Below are 24,971 nucleotides of genomic sequence, written 5' to 3' on the forward strand. Positions count from 1 at the left end.
AAAGGATATTGTGAATAGAGTTCCACTCAAGTATTTTTCTAGTATTCGTACGTAGTCTTGGCATATTGCCGCCTTTTTCGCTGAATATTTATTTAGCGTGCTCGATGATATCAGCAGACTTTTTAGTAGTTGAAGTACATATAGCTCAAGATTTATATTTTTGAACGATACGCTTCTACTTTCTATGATCGACACGATTCCTAGCGCACGACCCGCAGCCCTCCAACTCAGTGCGCTACAAAGGTCGTTCTGACTAGCGAGTAATTGATCTGAATATTCCGCGAGACCAAGACCTTTTGTCACATTCGTGCTCCATTATTGGTTTTTGTACAAAGTTTAGACGAACATTTCAGCTTAGCAATTCGAATCGAAATCTATCCCTGTCCTACATCTTGCGTACCCTTTAACTGATGCACCTCCCCGACAGGAGCGAACCGATGCCTGCCCCCTCCCTCCCCTTCACCCGCGAACGGCGTGCGCTCTTTCTCCAGGCGCTTGCGGCGACCGGCAATGTCCGGGCGGCGTGTGAGCGGGTCGGGGTTTCGCGGCCTACGGTCTATGACTGGCGGCGGCGCGATGCGGCGTTTGCGCGCGGGTGGGAGGCGGCGATTGTCTCTGCGCGCGAGGAGGCCGAGGGCGAGCTGGCGGACCGGGCGATGAATGGCTGGGCCGAGACCGTGTGGTATCGTGGCCAGCCGGTCGGCACGCGCCGCCGCTTCAACGCGAAGCTGCTGCTGACGCATCTCGGGCGGCTCGACAAAATGCATGCCCAAATGCAGGGCGCACCCACCCCCGATGACGCGCTCGAAGTGCTCGGGGATATTTCCGCCGGGGAAGTGTAAGGTGTGTAAGGGAGTCTTTTGTTGGGTCCCTGCGGGCGGGGCGCATCCGCGCCCCTTGCTTCCTCGCATAAGCTCGGGCGCGCGGTCGCGCTTGCGGGCTGCGGGCCGCAGCCCGGGGCGTTTCTTGATGGGTCCCTCAAACGCCGGGCGGCGCACCTCCGTGCGCCTTGGCTTCGGCCTTCCGGCTGGCGCGCCTGCAGGTGTGCGTCGCACGTCTGCGCCTTCGGCTACGACTCCGCGCTTGCGGGCTGCTTGTCGCAGCCCGAAGGTTTTCCGACATCGAGGCTTGGTCGCGGAGCTCGGCCCGCAGGGCCGCAAGGGCGACTGCCCGCCCGCAGCGACCGCAGGGAGCGAGGAAAGCCAAGTGAGCGGAGGCGAACGCCGGCGCTTGAGGCAAAACAAAGACTCCCAAAAACCCGGCACCCCCTTGCAGGAATGCCGGGCCTCGGAGGACTCCGGTGAAGGAGAAGCCAGTCTTACCGCAGCAGCGAGAGGACGTTCTGGCTGCTCTGGTTGGCCTGGGCCAGCATCGCTGTCGACGCCTGGCTCAGGATCTGGGACTTGGCGAGCGCCGTCGTCTCGGCCGAGTAGTCCGTATCCATGATCCGCGAACGGGCATCGGTCAGGTTGGTGGAGTTCGTGGTCAGGTTGCTGATCGTCGAATCCAGGCGGTTCTGCCCGGCACCGAGCGAGGCCCGGGTCGCGCTCACATCATCCAGTGCGTTGTCGACATTGGTGATCGTGGTGGCCGCCAGGGCCGCCGTGTTCACGTCCAGCGCGGTGGCGCTGACATTGGTTCCGTCAATCGCAGTGCTGGTCAGCGTGACGGTTTCGGTGGCGCTGGTGGCGATATCCACCGTCACATCGGTGCCCGCCGTTGTGCTGAACAGGGTGACGCCGTTGAATTCGGTGTTGGCGAGGATATCCCCGATCTGCGCCTGCAGCTGGTCAACCTCGGCATCCATATAGCCGCGGTCGGTCGCATCGTAAGTACCGGTGCGCGATTGCACCGCCAGTTCACGCACGCGCTGCAGCATGTTGCTGACTTCGTCCAATGCGCCTTCGGCCGTCTGGGCCAGTGCGATACCGTCATTCGCGTTGCGGATGCCCTGGTTCATGGCGCGGATATCGCTGGTCATAGTGGTGGCGATGGCGAGGCCGGCGGCATCGTCTTTCGCGCCGTTGATACGCTGGCCGGTCGAAAGCCGCTCCATCGCGACGCCGAGCATCTTGTTCGCATCGGTGGAAGCGTTGGCGGCCTTGAGGGCGCTGATATTGGTGTTGATCACAGTCATGTTTGGTCTCCTGGTGTGTTGCCGCAGCCTGATTGCCAAGTTGCGGCTGCCACCAACCAGAACGGAGGGTCACAATGATGTTTAAGCGCACCAGCCTGTCGCAGCGGATTGGGAGGGTAGGTATTCACCCGAGGGCTTAAATTACCGCGCCCTTAGACGTTGAGGGGCGATCTCGCTCTCCGGAACTTGTGGTTAACCGGGGGCACTGATGAGCCAGCACTTCACAACCGAAGACGCGCGAAAAAAACATGGCGCATTGATCGATCGGGTTCTGCCCGTGATGGCCAATCCGGCCTGTGGGGGCGCATTGCACCTGGCCGATTGCGACGAGCGTGATGTGCCCCACCGGCGCGAAGACCGCATGGTGGTGATGGGCCGCAGCGATGCCCCGGCGCTGGTCCGCATGGGGCCGGCCAAGGCGCGGCTGGCTTATGATGCGGGTGACCTGCACGGGGCCAGCGCGGCATTACTGGCGGCCTCTACCGCGGCAGGCATGCCGATTGCAGGCGATACCGAAACGCTGGCGCTGCTGACGCTGGCGGAGCGGGTCGCAGCGAGCACGATCCCGGTGCTGGTCGAAGGGCCGACGGGCACAGGCAAGGAAGTGCTGGCGCGATACCTGCACCAGGCCAGCCCGCGGCGTGACGGACCGTTCGTTGCGGTAAACTGCGCCGCCATGCCCGAGGCAATGCTGGAAGCCCTGCTGTTCGGCCATCGCAAAGGTGCCTTCACGGGCGCCAGCGAGGCGCATGAGGGCTTCTTCCGCGCGGCTGATGGCGGGACGCTGCTGCTCGACGAAATCGGTGAAATGCCGATCGCCCTGCAGTCGAAACTGCTGCGAGCCCTGCAAGAAGGCGAAGTGGTACCATTGGGCGCGACCAAGCCGGTGCAGGTCGATGTTCGCATCGTCGCCTGCACCAACCGCGAGTTGCCGCGCGAGGTAGAGGAAGGCCGTTTCCGCGAAGATCTCTACTACCGTCTCAACGTCTTCCCCCTCTCGCTTCGCGCCTTGCGTGAAAGGCCCGGAGACATTGCTCCGCTCGCCTTCGGCATGCTCCTCAAGCATGGGGAGGCCGGTCAGGGCCCGCGCTGGATTGCGCCCGATGCGATGGATTTGCTGCGCGCCCACGCCTGGCCCGGCAATGTCCGCGAATTGGAAAACGTCATCCGCCGGGCGATCTTGCTGGCAAGCGATGGCCAGCAGATCGAAGCCAGGCACATCCGCTTTGACCGTCCGGTCCGGGCCGTCGAGGCTTTAGCTGAAACGCAAGGCATCCCGGCCCACGATGCCAGCCTGTCCGACATCGCCTTCCGTTCTGAAGCCGATGCAATACTGCGTACTCTCAATGAATGCGGCGGCAAGCGGGGCGCGACGGCCCGCAAGCTGGGTATTTCCGAACGCACCCTGCGCTATCGCCTGGCAGACATGCGCGATGCCGGCCTGGCCATTGCCGGAGCGGGATCATGAATAGTGTAGGCACCGGCAATGGGTTGCAGCAGGTCATCGCCCTGCGCCAGCAGATCCTCGATCGCAGCAATACGCTGCAGGAACTGCGTCAACCTGGCGAAAAACCGGACGTGGCAGGGGCAGGCTCCGATGGACCAGACTTTGCTGGCACGCTCAAATCGGCGGTACAGGAAGTCAGCGCCGCGCAATCGCGCTCCAGTGAGCTCGCCGCCGCCTATGAACGGGGTGAAGTTACCGATATCGCGCAAGTTATGCTGGCTAGGCAGGAATCCGGCGTCGCCTTTGAAGCGACCCTGCAGGTCCGCAACAAGCTGCTCTCTGCCTATCAAGACATCATGCGGATGGGAGCTTGATAGATGGCTGAACCTTCCCAATCAGGGTTGCCTGAACCCGCGGCAGGGCCTGGCGGAGAGATGGCTGGCTTCGCCGACGCTCCGCTCGCCTCACGGGTCAACGCGTTCCTTGGCCAACCCGCCATTCGCAAAAGCCTGCCCGCCTTTGCAGGTCTGGGCGCCCTGTCCCTTGCCGGTGCGCTCTACCTTGGTCTGTCTTCGGGCCCGCAGCGTGTACTCTATTCCAGCCTCTCGGACGGTGAGCGCGCGCAAATTGTCGAGACTCTGGAAAGCGGCGGCGTCACGTACGACATTGACGCAGCCACGGGTACGCTCACTGTGTCCGAAGATGATCTCTACCGAGCGCGCATGCTGGTCGCGAGCAATGGCGCCTTGGCTGCACCCGAAACCGGTAGTGACATGCTCAATTCGATTCCGCTGGGGGCCAGCCGGACGCTTGAGGGCGAACGCCTGCGCCTTGCGCGAGAGCGCGAATTGACCATGACAATCGCCGAGATCGACGGAATCGAGGCTGCCCGCGTGCACTTGGCGACGCCGGAGCGCAGCGTTTTCGTGCGCGAGAAGGTTGCCCCCAGCGCATCGGTGATGGTGCGACTGACCAGAGGCAGCCAGCTGGAAAAAGACCAGGTCGATGCGATTGTGAACCTTGTCGCAGGCTCGGTTCCCGGCCTCTCCGCAGGCGCAGTGCAAGTGGTCGATCAGAACGGACAACTCCTCTCGGTCGACCAGGACCAGGCAGGAACCAGCCTGACCCTGCAGCGGGAGTTCGAAAGCAAACTTCGCGACCAGCTCGCCAAGCTGCTGATCCCCATGCTGGGCGCAGGCAATTTCTCCACCGAGGTGCAAGTTTCGCTCGACATGCAGGAAAGCACCTCTGCCCGCGAAAGCTACGACAAGGACGGAGCGCTCCGGAACGAAGCCGAAACTCGCTCCGTCAGGGGGGCGGCCGCGCAGGCGGGCGGCGTGCCTGGCGTCCTCGCCAATACGCCACCACCCCCGGCAGAACTCGCTGACGAGGCTCCGGAAGGGACCGCGCCAGACGCAGCACCGGACACCAATGATACCGAAAGCAGCGCCCGCCGAACCTACGCTTTGGGTCGCGAAGTTGCCGTCACCAGCACATTGCCGGGCAGCATTGCGCGTCTGTCAGTGGCCGTCGCGGTAAGCGAGGAAGCGCTCAAGAAGATCGCGCCAGCCGATGAAGCGAAATTGCGTGAGCTGATTCAGGCCGCCGTCGGTGCCAATCCGGACAGGGGCGATACTGTAACGGTGATGGTTGGTGCTTTCGAGCCAGCCACAATTGCCGACACCCCATTCTATGAAACGAGCTGGTTCGCGATGGCCCTGCGCTATAGCGGGGGACTGATTGCTTTGCTTCTCGTCCTTCTGCTGGGCGTGCGACCACTCCTTGCGATTCTGCGCGGAGATACGACCGCGGCCGAAGACACCGAAGACGAAGAAGGCGAGCAATCTGTTAGTGCCACAGAAGGCGCCGAAGCTGGCATTGCAATCGCAGCTTCCCCGGATGCCTCTGGGTCGTTGGCGGGGCCGGCCAATCTGCGTGAACAGGTTGCTCTTGCCCGGCGGATTGCAAACGAACAGCCCGATCGGGCGGTCACCGCCCTCCAGCGTATGCTCGCGGCACCTCGGAAAGAGGCCTGACAATGAGCCTGATTGCCCCCCTATCGGATGCCCAGTGCGCGGCCGTTTTCCTGATGCTTCTCGAGGATGAGGAGGCCGCAGGCCTGCTGGGCCATTTGCAGCCTGAAGAACTCGAGCTGGTCGGCTCGATCATGTGCTCGCTCGAAGATATCGAACCGGGCAAGGTCGCAGATGCTATTGCCGGTTTTATTGCCGAGGCGGAGACAGAAGGGTTGCCTGCCCGAGACCGCCAACAACAAGTCGGAGCCTTGCTCACCCAAGCAGTTGGAGAAGTGAAAGGCGAAAGCCTGATGCAGCGCATTGCTCCCGATACGGCCCCCCGCTCGATCGAAATCGCCCGCTGGCTCGCCCCCGGGATTCTGCTGGCAATGATCGAAGAAGAACATCCCCAAGTCATCGCAATACTTTTGCTTATGCTTGATCCGGAAACTGCAGCCAGCATCCTCGCGTCCCTGCCTCCCGAAACTCAACCGCAGGTGGTGGAACGCATCGCGCGTTTGGGCAATGTACCCAACGATGCGATCGCCATGCTGGACCAGCTCTTGTCGTCCAGGATTACCCGCCGGTTCGGATCCGCTGCACTTGCCCTCGGCGGGGCACGCGAAGCGGCCAATTTGATCAACCTGTCCGAACCGGAAGTGGCCCGGCAAGTCTTGCCCGAGATCGAGCGCAAGGATGCCGATCTGGCCAAGGCTATCGAGGCCGAAATGTTCACCTTTGAAATGCTGCTTGAGCTCGATGCCCAGGGCATGGGTCGCTTGCTGCGCGATGTAGAGAACCAGGATCTTATTACTGCGCTCAAAGGGTTGGATGAGGAGAACCAGACGCCGTTCTTTGCCGCCATGTCCAGCCGTGCTGCCGACGGGGTGCGTGACGAAATGGAGCTGCTGCCCAAACTGCGGCGCGCCGACGTTCAGACGGCCCAGAAAACCATCGTCGATCTCGCACGCAAATTGGCGGACGATGGCGAGATCTCGCTGGGAGCCAGTGATGGCGAATTTATCTGATTTCACACGAAGTTCTGCCGAACCATCCGCCCCTGGTTGGATCGGTGCCCTCGGGGCAAGTCGGGGTTTTGTCCTCGGCCCTGGCTTGCCCCAAACGGAACACGATTGCACGGAAGACGAGATTGCGCCTTCGAAGCATGAAGAAGCGATTGCGCAGGCTTATCGCGACGGCGAACAGGCGGGCGCGGCGGCGTGTGCCGCGGCCGCACAAGCAGCTGCCAAAACCCGTGATGCACTTCGGTTGGAATTCGCAAAATTTGACGATGCTGCCATTGAGGAATTGAAGCGCGTTCTGGCCGAAACGGTCGCCTCACTGTGCCAGCAAATGATCGAGCCTCATCTGGTCAATCGCAAAGCTCTGGAAGAACGTTGCGACGCCGCTCTGTCTTTCCTCGGCGAGGTGCCCACGCGCTGCAAGCTGCATCTTCATCCCGATGACATCGCGGACATTGATCCGGCCACGGCTCGCGACTGGAAAGTGGTGCCGGACAGCACCGTCGCACGCGGAGCATTGCGATTGGTAGGAGACGACGGGATCGTCAGCGATGGTCCGGAAGAATGGCAACGCGCCATAGCCACTGCGCTGGCATCATGATCGAATTGCTCCAGAGAGACCTGCTGCGGATGCAGCGAGCAAAAGTCTCGGCCGCGCCCGTGCAGCTTGGCCGCGTAGTTTCCTGTGACGGCGGATTGATCGAAGTCTCTGGGCTGCCGGTACCGATCGGCGCGCTGTGCAGAATTGAAACTTCAGACGAAGCCCCTGCCTGCACAGCGGAAGTCGTCGGATTTCGCCACGGCCACAGCCTCATGATGCTCTTGGGCGATACAGTGATGCTGAAACCCGATGCCGTGGTTCGGGCCATTGGGCATCCCGGCATGGTCGCGGTTGGCGAGGCTCTACTTGGCCGCGCGATAGATGGCAGCGGACGCCCGATCGACAATGGCATGCGTCCGAAATGCGACGATGTCTGGCCATTGGGCGGGCAGCGCGATCACGCTTTGGAACGCAGCTCCGTAATCGAGCCGTTCGATTGCGGTATCCGTGCTATCAATTCTCTCACTACCATGGGCGTCGGGCAAAGGCTCGGCATCATTGCTGGCTCGGGCGTGGGCAAATCAGTCCTGATTGACATGATGGCCGCAGGTGCGGAGGCGGATATCAAGATCATCGCCCTGATCGGTGAGCGAGCCCGTGAAGTCTCAGACTTTGTGCGACGGCATATGCAAGGAGATGAGGCCAAACGGACGATCCTGATCGCCGTCCCAGCCGACCATGCACCCAACTTGCGCCTGCGCGGGGCACAATATGCCTGCGCCATCGCCGAGTATTTCCGTGCTCGCGGCAAGCGCGTGCTGCTCGTTCTCGACAGTTTGACGCGGGTTGCCCATGCGGCGCGCGAAATCGGTTTCTTGTTGGGCGAACCGGGGGCCGCACGCGGCTATCCCCCATCGGCCCTCGCAACAATCACACGGCTGGTTGAACGGGCCGGCAACTCCGCGACCAGTGGCGGTGCCGTGACCGGGCTCTACACTGTCTTGGCTGATGGTGATGATCAAGATGATCCGGTGGTGGACACTGCCCGTGCCATCTTTGACGGGCATATCGTCTTGTCACGGGATCTCGCCCAGCAGGGCCAGTATCCCGCGATCGACATCACGGCTTCGCTCAGCAGGGTGATGGATGGGTTGGTGACTGAAGAGCATCGCCGTGCAGCGCGGGAATTCCGGCAACTTGTCGCCCACTACCAGGCCAATCACGAGCTGGTGATGATGGGCGCCTACCGCGAGGGTTCCCATCCCTTGCTTGATCGGGCCCTGTCGATGAAGCCGCAATTAGACGCATTCCTGGCCCAGGAGGCAGGCGACATCGTCGGTCTCGAAGCCAGCACCACGGCGCTCTGTTCGGTCATTGCCAATGCGAAATAGCCTCGCGCGCATCAATGTGCTGCGACGGATCATACGTGTTCGCACGATCGAGCACCGCTTGGCGCTCTACCGTCTCGCCGAAGCGAGGCGGGAACAGGCGCGAATGCGCGAGCTGGCCGATCGTAGTGACGCTCTTGCAGTCTCTCCTGCGACAATGCGAGCCTCTCGCGATGGGCAAAGCCTCGCCAGTAGCCACGCATTCGGTGCGCAAACCCGAGGGCTAACAGCGTCCGCTCGCGACCTTCGGGAAAATGCCGATCGCACTGCCGAAGAAGCATCCAACCAGCTTGGAGTGATCGGCCAGCGACGCGATCACGCGATACAGTTGGCCACGGCGCAGAAAGCGCAGCTCAAAGCGAAAGAGCTCGGTCGGGACGCTGCCAAGGCCGGTCAATTGGCACGGAGGTTGCAGTGCAATGCAGGCATCAAGTCGCCCCCGTCCCGCAAGGATCACGCATGAACATCCACTCGATCATCAAACTGCCCGAACGACATGGGGAAACCAGTATTGCCGGCACAGGTCTCGACAATGCCGAGGGTTCTATCGCTCTGGATTTCATGGGAATTTTGGCAAACACTCCCGGCAAATTGGATGTGACACCCGAAGTCTACACAGGACATTTAGGCGACATTCCCGAAACCGGCACAACATTGCCGGTCGCGGCAACGGCCAGCCCTGAAACCGGCAATCCATTGCCGCCCACAACAGAAGCTGCAGATACCGGCCAGAATCTCCCGCAGACAGGTCCGGCCTCAGATCAACATAGCGTAGAACAAGACCAGTCTGAGCTCGTCGCGAAGAGTGTCGACGATCCAATGCTTCTCGAGGCCCGATTGTCGGCGAGTCCGACGCGAGAGATTCTTGGCACTCCTACCACCACATCTTTGCCGCGTTTGACCGTGCAGTCGCCTGATCGCCTGTCTACCGAGACATCGGCGCCAAGTGTCTTGGCCGACTTCGCGAGGAGCCCATACGAGACTCGGCAGTCCCAGCCTGATTTCGAAACGAGCGCCAAAGTGCGATCTGCGGAACCGCCACTGACACAACCAACGCCGACGAATGCCGCGCCTTTGCAAGCTCGGTCACTCCAAATCCCACAAACCATGCCGATGGCTATGGCCACGCAGATTCCCCTTCTGCATGAGGGCATGCCTGCCCGAGCCCTGCCCCCTGTGAGCACCTCTGTCGCAGCTCCTGGCACTATCAGTGGGGCCATTGCGCAGGCGGGTGAAACGTCGCCCGGACCAAGCGAAGTCGCAAATCCTGTGTCAAAGCCCAGCAGATCGCCAAACCAGCTCATGCCCAGCACGGCGGTCGCTACTCATGAGCCCAAGATGCAGGGTCCGCTTGGCATTCTGCCCCTTGCACCCGATCTTGGCTCCGCCCCTACCCCTGGCCTCCTCACTTCGTACCCGGCCCCACAAACGCCGCCAGCAGGTGAGCCTGCCCCTGCGCAGCGACCGCTTGAGACTCTGATCGAAAGCCTCGTCACCGCACGGGAAAGCGGCAAGATCGCGCGGGGCGATATGGTCTTGCGCCATGCAGAGTTCGGCACCGTCACCGTCCAGGTCGACCATGCCGAAACAGACCTGAAAGCGACGCTTTCAAGCCGCGACCCCGGCTTCGCACCGGCTGCCAAGGCTGCATTGGCTGATCGCGCCCATGCCGCCCCGACATTGCCAGATGCTTCCCAAACTCAAGCACGCGGACAGGATCCCGGCTCCGGAGCCATGACGCAGCGCGATACGGGCATGGAGAGCCAGCAGGATCGCAATCATCCACACGGCTCCCATCCAGGACATGGCGGACCAGAGGAGGCCTCCCAACTCCGCTCAGACCCCGACAGTTCACCGTTCAAGACCTCTCTTCCCTCGTCACCATCTGATCGCGGCCTGCTCGCCTGATCAAGTCCCCACCAAGGAATCATCTGCATCATGTCCAAACCCAATTCCGATGAAACTGAACCCAAGCCCAAGGGCGGCAAGCTCAAGCTGGTCGTCGGCGCGATCCTCTTGCTCGGTGCCGGCGCAGGGGGAGCCTACGGCGCCTTTGCGGCCGGCTTGATTGGCGAAGGGCATGCCGAAGAAGGGCCAGACACGCCCAAGCTCGTCACCAAGGGGACCGAAGATCCGTTCGCTCCCGCTGCTGGAAAGGGCAAGGATGACCAGGGCGAAGTTATCTTTGGTGAGGGCGGCAGCGAGTACCGCACGATCTACTATAGTTTCGAAGAGAGTTTCACTTCCAATCTCAAGAATTCCGCCGGCCTTGTCCAGCTGAGCCTTGCAGCGTCGACCCGGCATGACGGCCGTGTGCTGCAGTGGCTCAAGCGGCATGAACTCGCAGTCCGGTCCGCGATCCTGGTCGTGCTCGCCTCGACCCCGGAGGAGGATGTTTATTCCGTCGAGGGCAAGGCGCGCCTGCAGGCCCGACTAACCGAAGCCATTAACACTGTTCTGGAAGAGCAGGAAGGGTTTGGCGGCGTCGATGCAGTCCATTTCAGGACGTTTCTGGTCCAATGAAAACGACCCACGATTTTGTCGCTGAACGGGCGCTTGCGAACCATTGTCCGCAATTGTTGGAGAATCCCGACAAGGGTGAAGAACGCCGTGCTGCCACAGCCAGTTTCCTGACTGCAGCGTGCCACGCGATTCCGGACCGGCTGCAACCACTGTTGCTGGCGAAGCGTCCTGTTGTCGAAGCGGGCGAAGCCGAGACTCAAACAGCTGCATCCTTGATGCGGTCGATCGGAAGCGAAGCAGCCAATTTCGCGGTTGATATGGGCCCGGCAATGCCCCGGATGCTCGTTTCGATCGATCTTGCGACTGCGGTTTCGCTAACGGACCGCTTGTTCGGGGGAGACGGCAAAACCAACGGCGAGGTGCCAGCCTCGCTGCCCCTGTCTGCCAGCCTCGCGCTGGAACGCGTGGTCTTGGCAGTATCCGAGAGCTTCATCACAGCTGCGCGGATCGAAAGGCAGGAACCGGACATAGTTTGCGAGAGCGACATTGCCCGCCTCGCCCCCTTCCCTCGCGGTGAGTACTGCGTGAGCTGGACTTTCAAGGTCACTCAAGAAGGGTCCGACGTCTGGTCGATGCAGATCGCGCTTCTTGAAAGCGATCTGGGCAAGTTCTCCGGGAGCGCCACAAAAGAAGCTGTGGTTCAAACTGCGACGGACGGGGAAGACCCGTCGGGACTGGGGTCATTCGGCCTGATTCCTCTGCCTCTAATTGCAGTACTTGCCGAGTTGAAACTGCCATTGGACCGGCTTTCTTCGCTCGCCGCGGGGGATATTCTCCCCCTCGCACCAGCCAGATCAATCCCGCTTCAGTTGGGATCACGAACGATCGCACGCGGGGCGATCGGTACGCTTGACGAGCGCGTGGCTCTGCAACTTTCCTAAGACCAGTAAGCCGAGAGATTTTCCATGAACATGCATGCCAATAATCTGAAAATGCTGGGCGGCGTAACCGTGACCGTAAGTGTCGAACTGGGACGGACCGAGCTTCCACTCAAGGATGTCCTGGCACTGGGCCCAGATAGTGTGGTCGCACTCGACCGTTTGACCGACGAACTTCTTGATGTGATGGTCAATGGGAAATTGATCGCCAAGGCGGAAGTCACGACCCAGGAGAACCGGTTCGCCCTCCGGATTGTCGAACTCTCCGAAGGAGAGGACAATGGCGATTTTTCTGCTCCCGTAGCAGCGATGGCTCCGCAGTCTTCAGCTGACCCTGTTCCATCAGCGGAGCAAAGTTGATGCTTTGGTACTTCGCCAAGATGGCGCTGCTATTGCCCCTGCTGGGGCTGCTGATCTGGGGTAGCCTGGCGCTCACCAAACGGATGCAGCAAAGACTGAACGGTACAGGTAAAGACACCCGTAGCGTTCGCCTGGTCGAGACCTGTTTTCTCGGCCCGGGCATGAAGGTCGCCGTCGTCGAGTTTCGCGGTCGGGAAATCCTGTTGGGCTGCACAAGGCAGGGTCTGATACGCTTGGGGGACAGCCAGCTCACGAGTGCTCCGCCAGCCGGAGACCAACCGTGACACCGCGTCGGTTGATCCCGCTTTTCGGCATCGCCATCGCGCTTTTTGCCTTGCTGATGCCGGATGTGGCGATGGCACAGGCCGGGCTCGGCGATGCAGTCGAGCGTGCGTTTGGCGAAACGACCAAGGGAGATGGCGAGCCACTGTCGCTTTCGCTCCAGCTGTTGCTCCTGATGGGGCTGCTGACGATGCTCCCCGCGCTGGTCCTGATGATGACCAGTTTCACCAGGATCCTGATCGTTCTTTCCATCCTGCGTTCGGCCTTGGGCTTGCAACAAAGTCCGCCCAATCAAGTGCTGGTCGGCATCGCGCTTTTTCTGTCCTTCTTCATCATGGCGCCAACACTGACGGATGTGAACGCAGCCGCGATTGTGCCTTACGCAGAAGGAACTCTGCCAGCCGAGCAAGCCATTGCGAAGGCGGGGGACCAGTTCCACGCATTTATGCTGCGCCAGACCCGGGAGGCAAACCTGGCCATGTTCGCCGATATTGCCAAATCTGGCCCATTCGCCCGACCGGAAGACATCCCGCTCTCGATTCTCCTGCCTTCCTTCGTCACCAGCGAGTTGCAAACGGCCTTCCAGATCGGCTTCATGCTGTTCCTGCCTTTCCTCGTGATCGACCTGGTCGTGGCTAGCGTGCTCATGTCGCTCGGCATGATGATGCTGTCACCAACGATCGTATCGCTGCCCTTCAAACTACTGCTGTTTGTGCTGGTCGATGGATGGGCCTTGCTGATGGGATCTCTGGCGATGAGTTTCGCCTGAAGAGGATGAGCGAATGAATGACGAAGCATCCTTGCTGGCGCTGACAGATCGCATGCTGTGGACGACCGCGCTGGTCGCCGGGCCCATCTTGCTGGCTGCATTGGCCGTCGGCCTGGTGGTCGGCATCATCCAGGCAGCGACCTCGGTAAACGAGCAGACACTGACTTTCGTCCCCAAGCTGACGGTTATTGCAGTCATCCTCGTGCTGATGGGCGGATCGATGATGATGATCCTGGGTGATTTCATGCGCGAGATCTTCGACCAGATCGGCATGATGGCACAGTGAACACCGGCATCGATATTGCTCTGCTGGGTTTTGGCACAATCGAGCAGGAGCTGTGGGGCATCCTGTTCCTTTCTGTTCGCGCCGGGGCAGCCATGATGGCAGCGCCGCTTTTCGGGGCCATGACAGTACCGGCGCAATTGCGCGCTTTTCTGGGCGTGGCGATTGCTTTCTTCATCCACCACTGGATACCGCTGCCGGCACTGCCCGACCTTCTGTCAGTCGCTGGTATCCTCGCCCTGATGCAGGAGGCCGTGATCGGTTTCGCGCTGGGGTTTGTCTTGCAAGTCAGCTTTGCCGTGCCCCTGATTGCCGCTGAGCAGATTGCGGGGACCATGGGCCTGGCCATCGCAACATCGATTGATCCATCCAGCGGTTCGCAATCCGGTGTTTTGGGCCAGTATTTCAGCATGATGCTGATCTTCATTTTCCTGGCCTTGGGGGCCCACTTGCTGTGGCTTGAATTGCTGATCGAGAGCTATCGGGCGATGCCCCCGGGTGATGCCATGTTCGCAGCGGCATCGTCTGAAGCCATCGTCCGATTCGCCGGAACGGCATTTGCGACAGCTGCCGCGATTGCATTGCCGGTGATCCTCGTGCTGTTGCTTGTCCAGCTAGCCACCGGTGTTCTCAGCAGGTCTGCCCCGTCGCTCAATCTGTTTGCTCTGGGCCTGCCTGCCGGGGTCCTTGCCGGAATTGCAGCATTGATTGCAGCCCTGCCGATATTGACAGAACAATTCAGTGGCCTTTCGGAAGCGGCCATTGTCCAGACTGCTGATCTGATCCGGCCATGAGCGAGCAATCTGCTGGCGAAAAGACTTTCGCGCCGACCCAGAAACGCAAGCAGGATGCGACCAAGAAGGGCGATGTCCTGCGATCAAAGGAACTGGGGACAGCCATCGCGGTCTTCGCGGGCGGCGCATGGTTGATAGCAGCCGGGCCCGCCCTGCTCGACGGAATGGAAACAGTCGCACGCACCAGCTTCCGCTTTGACCGCGCAGCGTTGGAGCATTTCACTCCCGGGACGATCTTCCTTGGCGCGATAGAGGCGATCCTGCCGCACATCCTTTTCCTGGGCCTGACGGTCTTGTTCGCAACCGCAGCGTCACAACTGATTATCGGAGACGGTCGCTTCCTGGCCTCAAACCTCAAGCCCAAGGGATCTCGCATCAATCCGCTCTCTGGGCTGAAACGCATGTTCGGCACCCAAGGCCTGATCGAGCTTGGCAAGGGCTTGCTCAAGGTCATCTTATTGGGAGGAATAGCATGGTGGTGGGGCACTCGTCATTTGACTGCCCTCCTCGGTCTGGGGCGTGGCGAACTCACCGTGCAGCTTTCGGCAGCATGGGACGCGACCATATCCTTGCTGCTAATGCTGGCCTTGGGGCTCGCCATAATCGCGATGATCGACTGGCCGATCCAGTTCGTGCGGCGGATGAACCGGCTCAAGATGACCCATCAGGAAATGCGCGATGAGACCAAGCAGACCGAAGGCTCCCCTGAAAAGCGTGCTGCACAACGTCAGCGACAGCGCGAAATTGCCCGAGGCGGCGTGTCGAAAGCCATGGAGGAGGCGCAATTCCTGCTGACCAACCCGTCCCATTTCGCGGTCGCGCTGACCTATGATCCGGAATTGGCTCCGGCTCCGGTCGTCTTGGCCAAGGGGCGTGACGAGAAGGCACTGGCCATGCGCGAACTGGCGGCCGAACGGGGCCTTCCGGTGCTGGAATACCCGGCGCTGGCTCGGTCGGTCTACTTCACAACCCGAGAAAGCCAGGTCATTCGGGAAGAACTTTATGTAGCTGTGGCAGCTCTGATTGCCTTCGTATTTTCGCTCAAGCGCGGCGAACATCCGCCGCGCCCGGGTGTCGAAGTCCCTGTCTCGCTGCGCTTCGATGCACAGGGGCGTTCGACGGGGGGTTAAACTCTCCGGGGCAGGGCCGTTCTCCAGCCTATGGATAGCTCTGTCTCTTCGATTGTCTCTCGTCTGGGCGCTGGTAGCGGCGTCGACATGGTCCAACTGGCCAATGATCTTGCCGAGGTTCGCTACGCGCCACAGATCGAACGGCTGCAGTCGCGCAACGAAGCACTGCAATCGCAGATCTCCGCTGCATCATTACTCCGCAACCAGATCACGCAGCTCGCCAGCGCATTGGGCGACAGAATCCGCAATGGCGATCTTTCGCCTGCTCCCACCATCGGCAACCCTTCGGTCGCAACTCCGTCAGTGCTTGCCGGCACCAGCCCCAGTGGCACCTATTCGCTCGAGGTGAGCCAACTGGCCAGCGGGCAGACGCTGGCGCTCGACACCTTTACTGGAAGCAATGACCTGGTTGGCGAAGGCACCTTGACGCTGCGTTTCGGCGAAGTGAACGGTGCCAGCTTCACGCCGGATGCAGACCGCCCTGCGGTGGAAATCGCGGTCACAACCGACGATACGCTCGCGACCTTGGCCAACAAGATCAACGCTTCCGGCAGCGATGTAACGGCCTATGTCGCTAATGGGGCATCGGGCGCGCAACTGGTTCTGAAGGGCGCAGAAGGGGCGGCCAACGGTTTCGTGTTAGAAGCCGCAAGCACTGCCCCAACGCCAACCGCTTCACCAGGAGACCTGACCCATCTTGCGTGGGGACCCGCCAGCGATACCGGCCAGTTACGTCAAGGCGCACAAGACGCACAATTCGCGCTGGACACAATCGCCATGACCAGCGCCAGCAATATAGTCACCGACCTTCCGGAAGGCCTCACACTGGAGCTGTCTGGCACCAATAGTGGCGCCCCGACCACGATCTCGTTTGCCGACCGGACCGGGCAAATCTCCGGAGTAATGGGGGACTTCGTGGCCGCCCTGAACGACATCACTAGTGAATTGCAGGCGAACGCTGCCGCGCTCGGTGGGGAACTGGGGAACGACCCGGGCGCGCGGGCGCTCAAGCGCGCCTTGTCGAGCCTTTCCAGCGTTATAGTGATGCCCAATGCAGCCAGCGACGAGCCAAGCACCTTGGGCGATCTGGGGCTTTCGGTGAACCGCGACGGTAGCTTCAGGCTTGATAATGACCGCCTCCAGGAGACCTTGACTGCAAGCCCACAGGGCGCAGCAGCCATGTTTACAACAGGCCTGTACGGCGTGTTTGCGACAATCGATGACCTGGCACGAAGCACATCGGCGAGCGGCGATCCGGGATCGCTTGCAGGTTCGGTCGCGCGCTATACCAGCCAGATCGAACGCAATGACGAAAAGCTGGCCAAATTCCTCGAGCAACAAGACGTCTTGCGCGAAAGGATGACCCGTCAATTCGTCGCCGCTGACCGCAATGTGAGCCAGTCGAACTCTACGCTCAGCTTTATCCAGTCGCAAATCGCGATCTGGAATGCGCAGGACAACTGAGATGATGTTCCAATCACCTGATCCCACCGAAGCCTATCGCAAGATCGAATTCGACGCCCGTATCGAGGGATCCAACGGTATTGGCCTGACGCGATTGTGCCTTGAGAGGGCACTGACCGAGCTTGATCGCGCGCAATCTGCCTATGCGCGCGGAAACCGTCAGGCCTGGGGCACAGCCCTGACACGGGCCGCCTCTGGCATCACCGCCCTGAGCGCCGGCGTCGATAGCGCTAATCCGCTGCGCGAGCCGCTCGTCCACCTCTACGATTCCGCCGCTCTGGCTGTGCGCGCCGCAGTTACCAATTATCGCCAGGATGTAATGGACCGAGTCCGCCGGGATCTCGAAGACATCCTTGCCATCCTTTAGCGCCGAGGTATCGTCAAACTGCCGCGCTAAAGCGCCGCGCCGGCTCCACACGATAGGTATCGAACAATGCAGCGATGGTCCGGGCATAGGGCAGGCCGTCCGGGCAGATCGTCAGGTAATTGTCCGAGATCGAGGCGAGTGCGCGCTCGACAAAAGGCGCGAGGCTGCCCAGCACATCTTGCATGATCCGGTCCGGGACATGTGCATGGCCCTGGCACAGTAGGCGTTCGATCAGATCGCCCCGCGCCTGGTCTTCGACATTTCGGACAATGCCATGTGAAGCGGGCAGCTGGCCTTGCGAGAGCATCATGCGATAGCGGCCGGAATTCTTTTCATTCTGGACCAGCAGATCTGGAAATGAGCTGATAGCAGAACTGCCCAGTCCGATCAGAACATCCGACGGATCGTCAGTGAAGCCTTGGAAATTGCGCCGCAACAGGCCAGCAGTCGTCGCGCGGGCAAGAGGGTCGCCGCCCGGTTTCGCGAAGTGATCGAAACCGACTGGCATGTAACCGTGGGTACAGAGATAGGCATATCCCTGTGCCGCCATGGCAAACCGCTCCTCCTGGCCCGGCAACGCATCACCATCTATCGCGCGCTGTCGCAGAACGATGTGTGGAACATGGGCATATCCGAACAAGGCGATACGATCAGCCCCGAGAACCCGCGTCCGGTGCAAACTATCAATCAGGTCTTCGGAAGACTGGCCAGGCAACCCGTACATCAAGTCGAAGTTCAATGATGAGACCCCAGCATCGCGCAACCAGTCTACTGTCCGCATGATCGTGTCTTCGGACTGGACCCTGCCGATCGCAGATTGGCAATGCGGCGCAAAAGTCTGAACCCCCAGGCTGGCCCTTTCGATTCCTGTCTGACCGATAGCGTCAGCCCATTCGCGCGTCATGGTTCGGGGATCGATTTCTATCGAACTGACCGGATGATCGAGACGAAAATGGCGCGCTAGGGCATCTACCAAATCACCGAATTCCCCGGGTGTAATCGCATTCGGGCTGCCCCCGCCAAACGCAATCCGGCCAACACGAACACTGCGTGGTAAGCGTTGGCCGACCAATTCGATCTCGCGATGAAGGGCAGCCAGATAGGATTTCAGCCGAGACCGCTTCCCAGCCGCCGCCGTATTGCATCCGCAATAGAAACAAATCTTTTCACAAAACGGGATATGCACATAGAGCGATACATCGCCACGCGTCCGGTCCAGTGCCTGCGCAAACGCGTCGGGATGGACCTCTCCAAAATCGGCGGCGGTGGGATAGCTGGTGTAGCGCGGGACGGGGACCCGCAGCAGGTCAGGATGATAATTCCACATGCAGGATAGGTGCAGGCGGAAGCACATAACGTCTTTGCGCTGGATCAAATTCGCTTGCGACAATTGCCCGCATGGCAGGCTTGCTCGGGGCAAGGCGGAGCCTGCTCCTCGTCGCTATCGTCGAGCAAAATCGAAATCGTGCCCCCATTGCAAAGCTGCGCCTCTAGCGTGCGGCTCTGCCCGGGCACCTGCTGGTAGGGTCCAATCATCACGGGTGCCAATGCACCGATCAAGAGCAGGCCCGGATTCATTCCTCATCCTCATCATCGATCAGGATGCGATTGGCTGCCCCATCAAGATCCTCGAACTGGCCGTGCTTCATAGCCCAGAAAAAAACGGCCAGGCCAAAGCCGCCCATCGCAAGTGCGATCGGGATCAGAATAGTAAGCCCGCTCATTTGGCGGCCCTTGCTACGCGCAGTGAGTTGGCGACGACAATCAACGAACTGCCTGACATCGCCAGCGCAGCGATTAGGGGCGTAACCATGCCCGCCAGCGCGAGAGGCACCGCTAGGACATTGTAGCCGATGGCCAGCGCGAAGTTCTGACGCACGATCCGCATCGTTGCTTTGGCAATGTCAAGAGCGACAACAACCGGCCCGAGTTTGTCACCAATGAAGACTGCGTCTGCAGCCTGTTGGCTGGCATCGCTGGCGGTGCCCGGCGCAATCGAAGCATGCGCCGCAGCCAGGGCCGGACCGTCATTCAGGCCATCCCCGACCATCAATGGATGCCATCCTTGCTCTTTCAGGCGCTCCAGTTCGGCCAGTTTGTCTGCCGGGCTCATGCCAGGTCGGCCGAATATGCCCAAATGGCTCGCCACATCGCGCACTGCGTCTGACCGGTCGCCGGACAGCATAGTCGACGTGATGCCCCGGCCTGTAAGATCCTGGATCACATTCTCCACATCGGGCCGGAGGGGATCGGAGAATGGGATCGATATCGCCTCACCACCGATGCGCAGGAGAGAGGCAATTTCGGTGCTTGCGTCATCCGGTCTGCCCAAGGAGGCGTGGGTTTCCCCAATTCTGCCTGTTATTCCCTGCCCTGCTTCTTCGGCGATGCCAGACAATTCGGCGGCTGCAATGCCTTCTGCCTGAAGGGCTTTGCTGAGCCCGCGGCTGAGCGGGTGACGACTGGCCTGGGCGAGCGCAAGCGCGATACTCTTTTGTTCGTTGCTGAGGTTTGCCAACTCGGGAACCGGCTCCCCCAAAGTCAGCGTTCCGGTCTTGTCAAAAAGGATCGTATCGACTTCGGCGATGCGCTCCAGCGCGCTCCCATCCTTGACCAAGACCCCGCGCTTTATCAGCGCACTGGATGCCGTCACCTGCGCTGCAGGCACCGCCAGGCCCAGCGCACAAGGGCACGTGATAATCAGAACCGCAATCGCAATTACAAGGGAGTGATACCAACCGGCGCCGGCCAGCATCCACCCGGCAAAGGCAAGGAAGGCAAGCGAATGGACTGCCGGTGCGTAAAGCCGTGCCGCACGGTCAGCGATGCGGACATAGCGGGACCGTGATTGGCCAGCTTCGTCCATCAACCGCGCGATTTCGGCCAGCACAGTATCGCCGGATGTGGCTGTAATCCGGACGCGGAGCGGTGCTGTGAGGTTCAGGCTTCCGGCATGGACTTCGCTGCCCGGGCGCACGGGTTCCGCCTTACTTTCGCCGGTCAGCATGGCGTTGTCGATCGCGCCGACACCGTCTTCAACAATACCATCAGCCGCCAGCGCTTCCCCTGCAGCGACCTGCATCACCATTCCGGGCGCAAGGTCGTCTGACCCGAGCCTCTGCATTTGGCCGTCTTTACCGACGACCTGAGCGTATTTGCCCATTCTCCCCAGCAAGGCGCCGATACCTTCGCGGGTGCGGCCCCGCATGGTCGCATCTAGCGCGCGCCCGCAGAGCAGGAAAAACAGCAACATGACCGCGCCGTCGAAATAGGCGTGTTCGCCACCCGTCATCGTCTCGTAAACGCTGAGACCGGCCGCTAGCAGAACACCGATGGAAATCGGCACATCCATATTGGTACGGCGGTAGCGCAGGGCCATCCAGGCCGAGGCGAAGAAGGGGCGCCCGGCATAGGCAATCACCGGCAACGCGATCAGTGCCGAAAGCCAATGGAACATGTCGCGGGTCACACCACCGGCGCCGGCCCATACGCTGACCGACAACAGCATGATGTTCATCATGCCGAACCCCGCCACAGCAACCGCGCGCAGCAGCAGTTTGGATTCCTTGTCGTCCTCGGCGAGCGGATTCTCGGCAGCTATCTGGGCCTCGAAACCGATCTTGCGGAATTCTTCGAGAAGATCGAAGGCATCAACCGCCGGATCATGGCGGACGGCGACGCGCTTGGCACTGAAATTGACCCGCGCCGCGTCGACCCCTGCAACTGATCCGATTTCCCGCTCTATCTTGGCAATGCACCCGGCGCACCGGATGGCTGGCACTGTAAAACGGCTATCGGTCAGAGCTGTGGCATCGCCGACCGGTATGGCGGCGTGCGCTGTCACGTCATTTCATCCTGGAAGCGGACGGCTTCGCCTTCTGCCTCGACAGTAATACGGACGATCCACCTGCCAGTTGGCAAGGGCTCAGGAGTGACAAACCGGCCTTCACCGGCAGGCACCAGAGTGATCTGCCTGTCGTCCGGCTCTCCAAGCGGACGTCGGAGGTCTGCGCTTACAACTGCACCCGCAGGAATGGCCTGCGCCGCAACTTCCAGTCGCCCGTTCCCGTCCCGGCCAATCACGCCTTGCCAGCCCAGTGCTTCCTGGCGGCGTGCTTCTTCCAGCCAGCCGTTGAATTGCTGGCTGGCAATATAGGAATTCTGCACCACCACGCCGCTGAAACCGCGCGTGGCCAGCGATGCCATATAGAAATTGACGGCCACGACTATGCCGAAGCCCACAACCAGAACCGCAAGCATGTGACGACCTGTGAATTCGCGCTTCATTGGCCTTCCTCCCCGGCAGTGAAGCGCGTTGGCGCCTCGTCACTTTCGCGTTGCTCGTCCTGCGATGTCAGAATGAATGAGAAGTCCTGCGCGGCGGTGCCGGAAGACGCTTTGACATAGGCGCGCACCGTCTTGGTCGCGTCGGCTGGAACTGCAACAATCTGCGTGCGAGCGGCATTGTCCGGCCCGATTGTATCCGTCCACATCATTGCGCCAGGCAGGCCTGACAATGCAATCTCCATATCGCGCGGCCGGCTCTCCATATTGCGCAATTTGAGCGTGTAGGCATTGCGGACCGACCCGTCACTCAACAGCATGAAGGGCGGGTTGCGATCCGGCGACACCGACAGGTCGGTGTGGCTGCGCACGCCAAGGGCGAACAGCATGGCTCCGCCGATACTGGCCCAGATCAAAGTATATGCGATGGTGCGTGGGCGCAGCAGAGCCTTCCACGCCGGTTGCGGAGGCGCACCTTCGGCCTCCGCATCGCATGCCTCCAAGGTCGCATAGTCGATCAAGCCACGCGGGCGACCGACTTCCTTCATCACACGGTCGCAGGCATCGATACACAGGGCGCAGGTTATACAACCGATCTGTTGGCCTTCGCGAATATCAATACCGGTCGGACACACGGCAACACACTGGTTGCAGTCGATGCAATCACCGAACTCGTCAGGATTCTTCGCCGCTTTCTTGACGCTGCCGCGCTTCTCGCCGCGCCAATCCTTGTAGGTCACGATCAGTGATTTTTCATCGAGCATGGCCGTCTGGATACGGGGCCAAGGGCACATATAGACGCACACCTGTTCACGCATGAAGCCACCGAACACGAATGTCGTCGCCGTCAGAATCCCCACCGTGGCATAAGCAACTGGGTCAGCCTGGAGCGTGAAAAAGTCCCGGAACAATGTCGGGGCGTCGGCGAAATAGAGAATCCATGCGCCGCCCGTGATCAGGCTGATGACGAGATAGATCGACCATTTGAAGCCGCGCCGGGCCACCTTGGCCGGCCCCCACGGCGCCTTGTCCAGCCGGATACGCGCATTGCGATCACCATCGACGAAGCGGTCGACATGCTGGAACAGATCGGTCCAGACCGTTTGCGGGCAGGCATAGCCGCACCACGCTCGGCCCACGGCACTGGTGACCAGGAACAAGCCAATACCCGCCATGATCAACAGGCCAGCGACGAAATAGAATTCGTGCGGCCAGATCTCGATCCCGAACATGTAGAACCGGCGATTGGCCAGATCGATCAACACCGCCTGGTCGGGTGCATAGGGCCCCCGGTCCCAGCGTAGCCAAGGGGTCACATAGTAGATCCCCAGTGTCACCAGCATGACGAACCATTTGAAGCGACGGAACGGGCCGTCGATCCGCTGGTTGTGAACCGTCTTGCGGCTCTCGTAGAGGTTCAGTTCGTCACCGCCATCAACGGGTTTAGGGCTGTTCATCACCATCAACCTCGGGTTCGGTCACAGGGTCATCGGCAGTATTTGCCACCGTCTGCTCTCCGCCCCCCAGCGAATGGACATAGGCCGTCAGCATCTTCACCGTTGCCGGATCGAGGCGTTCTTCCCAGCCCGGCATTGCTCCCATCTTCGGGTTCAGGATCTGGGCCTTGATTTCGGCACGCGATCCGCCGCGCAGCCAGATCGCATCGTCGAGGCGCGGTGCACCCTGTGCGCGATCCCCTTCGCCGCTCGCACCGTGGCAAGCCACGCAATTGTCGGCATAGAGCTGCGCGCCGATCGCGTTCGATTGCGCCTTCTTGCTCAATGACAGGACATGGTCTGTCACGGCATCGAGCTGTGCGGCATCGAAGGCTCCGTCAAAGGCAGGCATCACGCCCTGACGCAGACCATTGTCTTCATCCTGCCGGATTCCGTGCGCAATCGTGTAATGGATGGCATCGAGGTCACCGCCCCAGATCCAGTCATCATCGTTCAAATTGGGGTAGCCCAGCTTCTGGTTACCCGCTGCACCCGAGCCATGGCACTGGGTGCAGTTGACCTTGAAAGCCGCTTGTCCACCGGCCAGAGCCTGTTGGAGCAAATCGGGATTGTCGCGCAGCTTGTCGACGTCAATCGCGGCCAATTGCTCGCGAAAAGTCTGTCGAGCGGCGTCGGCAGCGCCCATTTCGTCGATCAGGTCACCCCGGCTCGACCAACCCAGAACGCCTTCCGTGCCCTTTTCGATCAAGGGCCAGGCTGGGTAGAGGACAACATATACAGCCGACCAGATGATCGTCAGGTAAAAGGTCCACAACCACCAACGCGGCAGCGGTGTGTTCAGCTCTTCGATACCATCCCACTCATGGCCCACCAATTCGGTGCCAGTGGGATCATCGATCCGCTTCCCGTCAGAGGGCTTATCGGCCATCATTGTCCTCCTCGAAGATCGAATTCGCAGCTGCATTGTTCCGGTCGCCAGCCCCGGGGCGGAATGGCCACAGGCAGAAAGTCAGGAACATAATGGTCATCACGACGAGCCAGTAGCTGTCGGCAAAGTGTCGCAGGGTCTCGTAAAAGCTCATCGGCCCTTCTCCCGGCCAAGTTCTTCTTGAGCGGCAGCACTGTTTACATCGACCAATGTCCCCAACATCTGGAGATAGGCAACGAGCGCATCCATTTCCGTCACTCGATCAGGATTGCCGTCGAAATCGCGGATCTGCGACTTCGGATAGCGTTCTTGCAGGTCTTCGGCATCCCGCTCCGGATCGGCTTGTGCCAACAAGTCTTCGGCGGCCCGTTCGACGTCACGCTCGCTATAGGGCACGCCAACCATTTGCAGGGTCATCAGCACACCGGCAGGGTCGGAGATCTTCAAATCCGTATCGGCCAGGAAGCTGTAGGACGGCATGATGCTTTCCGGCACCATGGCCTGCGGATCCTTCAGATGCTGGACATGCCATTCATCCGAATACCGGCCACCGACGCGGGCCAGATCGGGCCCGGTCCGTTTCGAGCCCCATTGGAAAGGATGGTCATACATACTCTCCGCCGCCAGGCTGTAATGGCCATAGCGTTCGACTTCGTCGCGGAACGGCCGGATCATTTGGCTATGACAAACATAGCAGCCTTCGCGGATGTAGACATCGCGCCCGGCCTGTTCGAGCGGGGTGTATGGACGCACACCCTCGACCTTCTCGATTGTATTGTCGATCCAGAACAGCGGCGCGATTTCCACGATCCCGCCGATGGCCACTGTGACCAGCGTTGCGGCAGCCAGCAACGTGACGTTCTTTTCGAGTTTCTTGTGACGTTCGGTCATGCTCATCGGTC

Annotated in this window: 29 protein-coding genes; 19 read left to right on the top strand and 10 right to left on the bottom strand. The window is 60.6% G+C overall.

The window, feature by feature from the left end:
• The first annotated feature begins 437 nt into the window (after positions 1-437).
• Positions 438-842, top strand: a complete 405-nt coding sequence (locus tag ABD653_RS07660) for a helix-turn-helix domain-containing protein (protein WP_160778137.1) — start codon at positions 438-440, stop codon at positions 840-842.
• 476 nt (positions 843-1,318) lie between these two features.
• Here the strand turns inward: ABD653_RS07660 and ABD653_RS07665 are convergent, their stop codons facing one another.
• Positions 1,319-2,137 (bottom strand): flagellin N-terminal helical domain-containing protein, encoded by an 819-nt coding sequence (locus ABD653_RS07665; RefSeq protein ID WP_160778138.1) that lies wholly within the window; start codon positions 2,135-2,137, stop codon positions 1,319-1,321.
• 208 nt (positions 2,138-2,345) lie between these two features.
• Here ABD653_RS07665 and ABD653_RS07670 point away from each other — a divergent pair, with 208 nt between their 5' ends.
• From ABD653_RS07670 to ABD653_RS07755, 18 genes are all read left to right on the top strand, one after another.
• A complete protein-coding gene (locus tag ABD653_RS07670) occupies positions 2,346-3,605 on the top strand; it encodes a sigma-54 interaction domain-containing protein (RefSeq protein ID WP_160778139.1) in 1,260 nt (419 codons plus the stop codon).
• Positions 3,602-3,958: a flagellar hook-basal body complex protein FliE gene (gene fliE / locus ABD653_RS07675; protein WP_160778140.1), complete on the top strand. Its 357-nt coding sequence runs from the start codon at positions 3,602-3,604 to the stop codon at positions 3,956-3,958. Before ABD653_RS07670 ends, fliE begins: the two co-directional genes overlap by 4 nt.
• A 3-nt stretch (positions 3,959-3,961) precedes the next feature.
• Positions 3,962-5,620: a flagellar basal-body MS-ring/collar protein FliF gene (fliF, locus tag ABD653_RS07680; protein ID WP_234032115.1), complete on the top strand. Its 1,659-nt coding sequence runs from the start codon at positions 3,962-3,964 to the stop codon at positions 5,618-5,620.
• 2 nt (positions 5,621-5,622) lie between these two features.
• A complete protein-coding gene (locus tag ABD653_RS07685) occupies positions 5,623-6,627 on the top strand; it encodes a flagellar motor switch protein FliG (RefSeq protein ID WP_160778141.1) in 1,005 nt (334 codons plus the stop codon).
• Positions 6,628-6,712: 85 nt separating this feature from the next.
• On the top strand, positions 6,713-7,222 hold the full coding sequence (locus ABD653_RS07690; protein ID WP_160778142.1) for a FliH/SctL family protein: 510 nt from the start codon (positions 6,713-6,715) through the stop codon (positions 7,220-7,222).
• A complete protein-coding gene (locus ABD653_RS07695; protein ID WP_160780287.1) occupies positions 7,219-8,553 on the top strand; it encodes a FliI/YscN family ATPase in 1,335 nt (444 codons plus the stop codon). The genes ABD653_RS07690 and ABD653_RS07695 overlap by 4 nt, the downstream gene beginning before the upstream one ends.
• A complete protein-coding gene (locus tag ABD653_RS07700) occupies positions 8,543-9,013 on the top strand; it encodes a hypothetical protein (protein WP_160778143.1) in 471 nt (156 codons plus the stop codon). Before ABD653_RS07695 ends, ABD653_RS07700 begins: the two co-directional genes overlap by 11 nt.
• Positions 9,014-9,888: 875 nt before the next feature.
• Positions 9,889-10,458: a hypothetical protein gene (locus ABD653_RS07705; RefSeq protein WP_160778144.1), complete on the top strand. Its 570-nt coding sequence runs from the start codon at positions 9,889-9,891 to the stop codon at positions 10,456-10,458.
• Positions 10,459-10,488: 30 nt separating this feature from the next.
• Positions 10,489-11,073: a flagellar basal body-associated FliL family protein gene (locus ABD653_RS07710; RefSeq protein WP_160778145.1), complete on the top strand. Its 585-nt coding sequence runs from the start codon at positions 10,489-10,491 to the stop codon at positions 11,071-11,073.
• Positions 11,070-11,954, top strand: coding sequence for a FliM/FliN family flagellar motor switch protein (locus ABD653_RS07715; RefSeq protein WP_160778146.1), 885 nt, complete (start codon positions 11,070-11,072; stop codon positions 11,952-11,954). The genes ABD653_RS07710 and ABD653_RS07715 overlap by 4 nt, the downstream gene beginning before the upstream one ends.
• 24 nt (positions 11,955-11,978) lie before the next feature.
• Positions 11,979-12,311 carry a FliM/FliN family flagellar motor switch protein gene (locus ABD653_RS07720; protein ID WP_160778147.1) on the top strand — a complete coding sequence of 111 codons (333 nt, stop codon included), beginning with the start codon at positions 11,979-11,981 and terminating at the stop codon, positions 12,309-12,311.
• Positions 12,311-12,595, top strand: coding sequence for a flagellar biosynthetic protein FliO (locus ABD653_RS07725; RefSeq protein WP_160778148.1), 285 nt, complete (start codon positions 12,311-12,313; stop codon positions 12,593-12,595). The genes ABD653_RS07720 and ABD653_RS07725 overlap by 1 nt, the downstream gene beginning before the upstream one ends.
• Positions 12,596-12,651: 56 nt before the next feature.
• A complete protein-coding gene (gene fliP, locus ABD653_RS07730) occupies positions 12,652-13,362 on the top strand; it encodes a flagellar type III secretion system pore protein FliP (protein WP_160780288.1) in 711 nt (236 codons plus the stop codon).
• A 13-nt stretch (positions 13,363-13,375) separates the two neighbouring features.
• Positions 13,376-13,648 carry a flagellar biosynthetic protein FliQ gene (locus tag ABD653_RS07735; RefSeq protein WP_160778149.1) on the top strand — a complete coding sequence of 91 codons (273 nt, stop codon included), beginning with the start codon at positions 13,376-13,378 and terminating at the stop codon, positions 13,646-13,648.
• On the top strand, positions 13,645-14,439 hold the full coding sequence (gene fliR, locus ABD653_RS07740; protein ID WP_325065354.1) for a flagellar biosynthetic protein FliR: 795 nt from the start codon (positions 13,645-13,647) through the stop codon (positions 14,437-14,439). The genes ABD653_RS07735 and fliR overlap by 4 nt, the downstream gene beginning before the upstream one ends.
• Positions 14,436-15,569 carry an EscU/YscU/HrcU family type III secretion system export apparatus switch protein gene (locus tag ABD653_RS07745; protein WP_160778150.1) on the top strand — a complete coding sequence of 378 codons (1,134 nt, stop codon included), beginning with the start codon at positions 14,436-14,438 and terminating at the stop codon, positions 15,567-15,569. Before fliR ends, ABD653_RS07745 begins: the two co-directional genes overlap by 4 nt.
• 30 nt (positions 15,570-15,599) lie before the next feature.
• The gene (gene fliD, locus ABD653_RS07750) at positions 15,600-17,033 is read left to right on the top strand and encodes a flagellar filament capping protein FliD (RefSeq protein WP_160778151.1); all 1,434 of its coding nucleotides are present in this window, start codon (positions 15,600-15,602) and stop codon (positions 17,031-17,033) included.
• A 1-nt stretch (position 17,034) separates the two neighbouring features.
• The gene (locus tag ABD653_RS07755; RefSeq protein ID WP_160778152.1) at positions 17,035-17,400 is read left to right on the top strand and encodes a flagellar protein FliS; all 366 of its coding nucleotides are present in this window, start codon (positions 17,035-17,037) and stop codon (positions 17,398-17,400) included.
• 13 nt (positions 17,401-17,413) lie between these two features.
• Here the strand turns inward: ABD653_RS07755 and ABD653_RS07760 are convergent, their stop codons facing one another.
• The 9 genes from ABD653_RS07760 to ccoO are packed head-to-tail and all read right to left on the bottom strand — an operon-like array spanning position 17,414 to position 24,966.
• Complete coding sequence (locus ABD653_RS07760) at positions 17,414-18,727, bottom strand: radical SAM protein (RefSeq protein ID WP_160780290.1); 1,314 nt, start codon at positions 18,725-18,727, stop codon at positions 17,414-17,416.
• A 44-nt stretch (positions 18,728-18,771) separates the two neighbouring features.
• Positions 18,772-18,978 carry a hypothetical protein gene (locus ABD653_RS07765; RefSeq protein ID WP_344705319.1) on the bottom strand — a complete coding sequence of 69 codons (207 nt, stop codon included), beginning with the start codon at positions 18,976-18,978 and terminating at the stop codon, positions 18,772-18,774.
• Positions 18,975-19,124, bottom strand: a complete 150-nt coding sequence (gene ccoS / locus ABD653_RS07770; protein WP_160778153.1) for a cbb3-type cytochrome oxidase assembly protein CcoS — start codon at positions 19,122-19,124, stop codon at positions 18,975-18,977. The genes ABD653_RS07765 and ccoS overlap by 4 nt, the downstream gene beginning before the upstream one ends.
• Positions 19,121-21,244, bottom strand: coding sequence for a heavy metal translocating P-type ATPase (locus ABD653_RS07775; protein WP_325065355.1), 2,124 nt, complete (start codon positions 21,242-21,244; stop codon positions 19,121-19,123). The genes ccoS and ABD653_RS07775 overlap by 4 nt, the downstream gene beginning before the upstream one ends.
• A complete protein-coding gene (locus tag ABD653_RS07780) occupies positions 21,241-21,687 on the bottom strand; it encodes a FixH family protein (RefSeq protein ID WP_160778154.1) in 447 nt (148 codons plus the stop codon). Before ABD653_RS07780 ends, ABD653_RS07775 begins: the two co-directional genes overlap by 4 nt.
• Positions 21,684-23,141 (bottom strand): cytochrome c oxidase accessory protein CcoG, encoded by a 1,458-nt coding sequence (gene ccoG / locus ABD653_RS07785; protein WP_160778155.1) that lies wholly within the window; start codon positions 23,139-23,141, stop codon positions 21,684-21,686. Before ccoG ends, ABD653_RS07780 begins: the two co-directional genes overlap by 4 nt.
• Positions 23,128-24,072, bottom strand: a complete 945-nt coding sequence (gene ccoP / locus ABD653_RS07790; protein WP_425566723.1) for a cytochrome-c oxidase, cbb3-type subunit III — start codon at positions 24,070-24,072, stop codon at positions 23,128-23,130. The genes ccoG and ccoP overlap by 14 nt, the downstream gene beginning before the upstream one ends.
• A complete protein-coding gene (locus ABD653_RS07795; RefSeq protein WP_160778157.1) occupies positions 24,059-24,223 on the bottom strand; it encodes a cbb3-type cytochrome c oxidase subunit 3 in 165 nt (54 codons plus the stop codon). The genes ccoP and ABD653_RS07795 overlap by 14 nt, the downstream gene beginning before the upstream one ends.
• Entirely contained in the window at positions 24,220-24,966 is a 747-nt protein-coding gene (ccoO, locus tag ABD653_RS07800) for a cytochrome-c oxidase, cbb3-type subunit II (RefSeq protein ID WP_160778158.1), read from the bottom strand. Before ccoO ends, ABD653_RS07795 begins: the two co-directional genes overlap by 4 nt.
• Positions 24,967-24,971: the final 5 nt, after the last annotated feature.

Source organism: Parerythrobacter jejuensis (genome assembly GCF_039536765.1).
GTDB classification, from domain to species: domain Bacteria; phylum Pseudomonadota; class Alphaproteobacteria; order Sphingomonadales; family Sphingomonadaceae; genus Parerythrobacter; species Parerythrobacter jejuensis.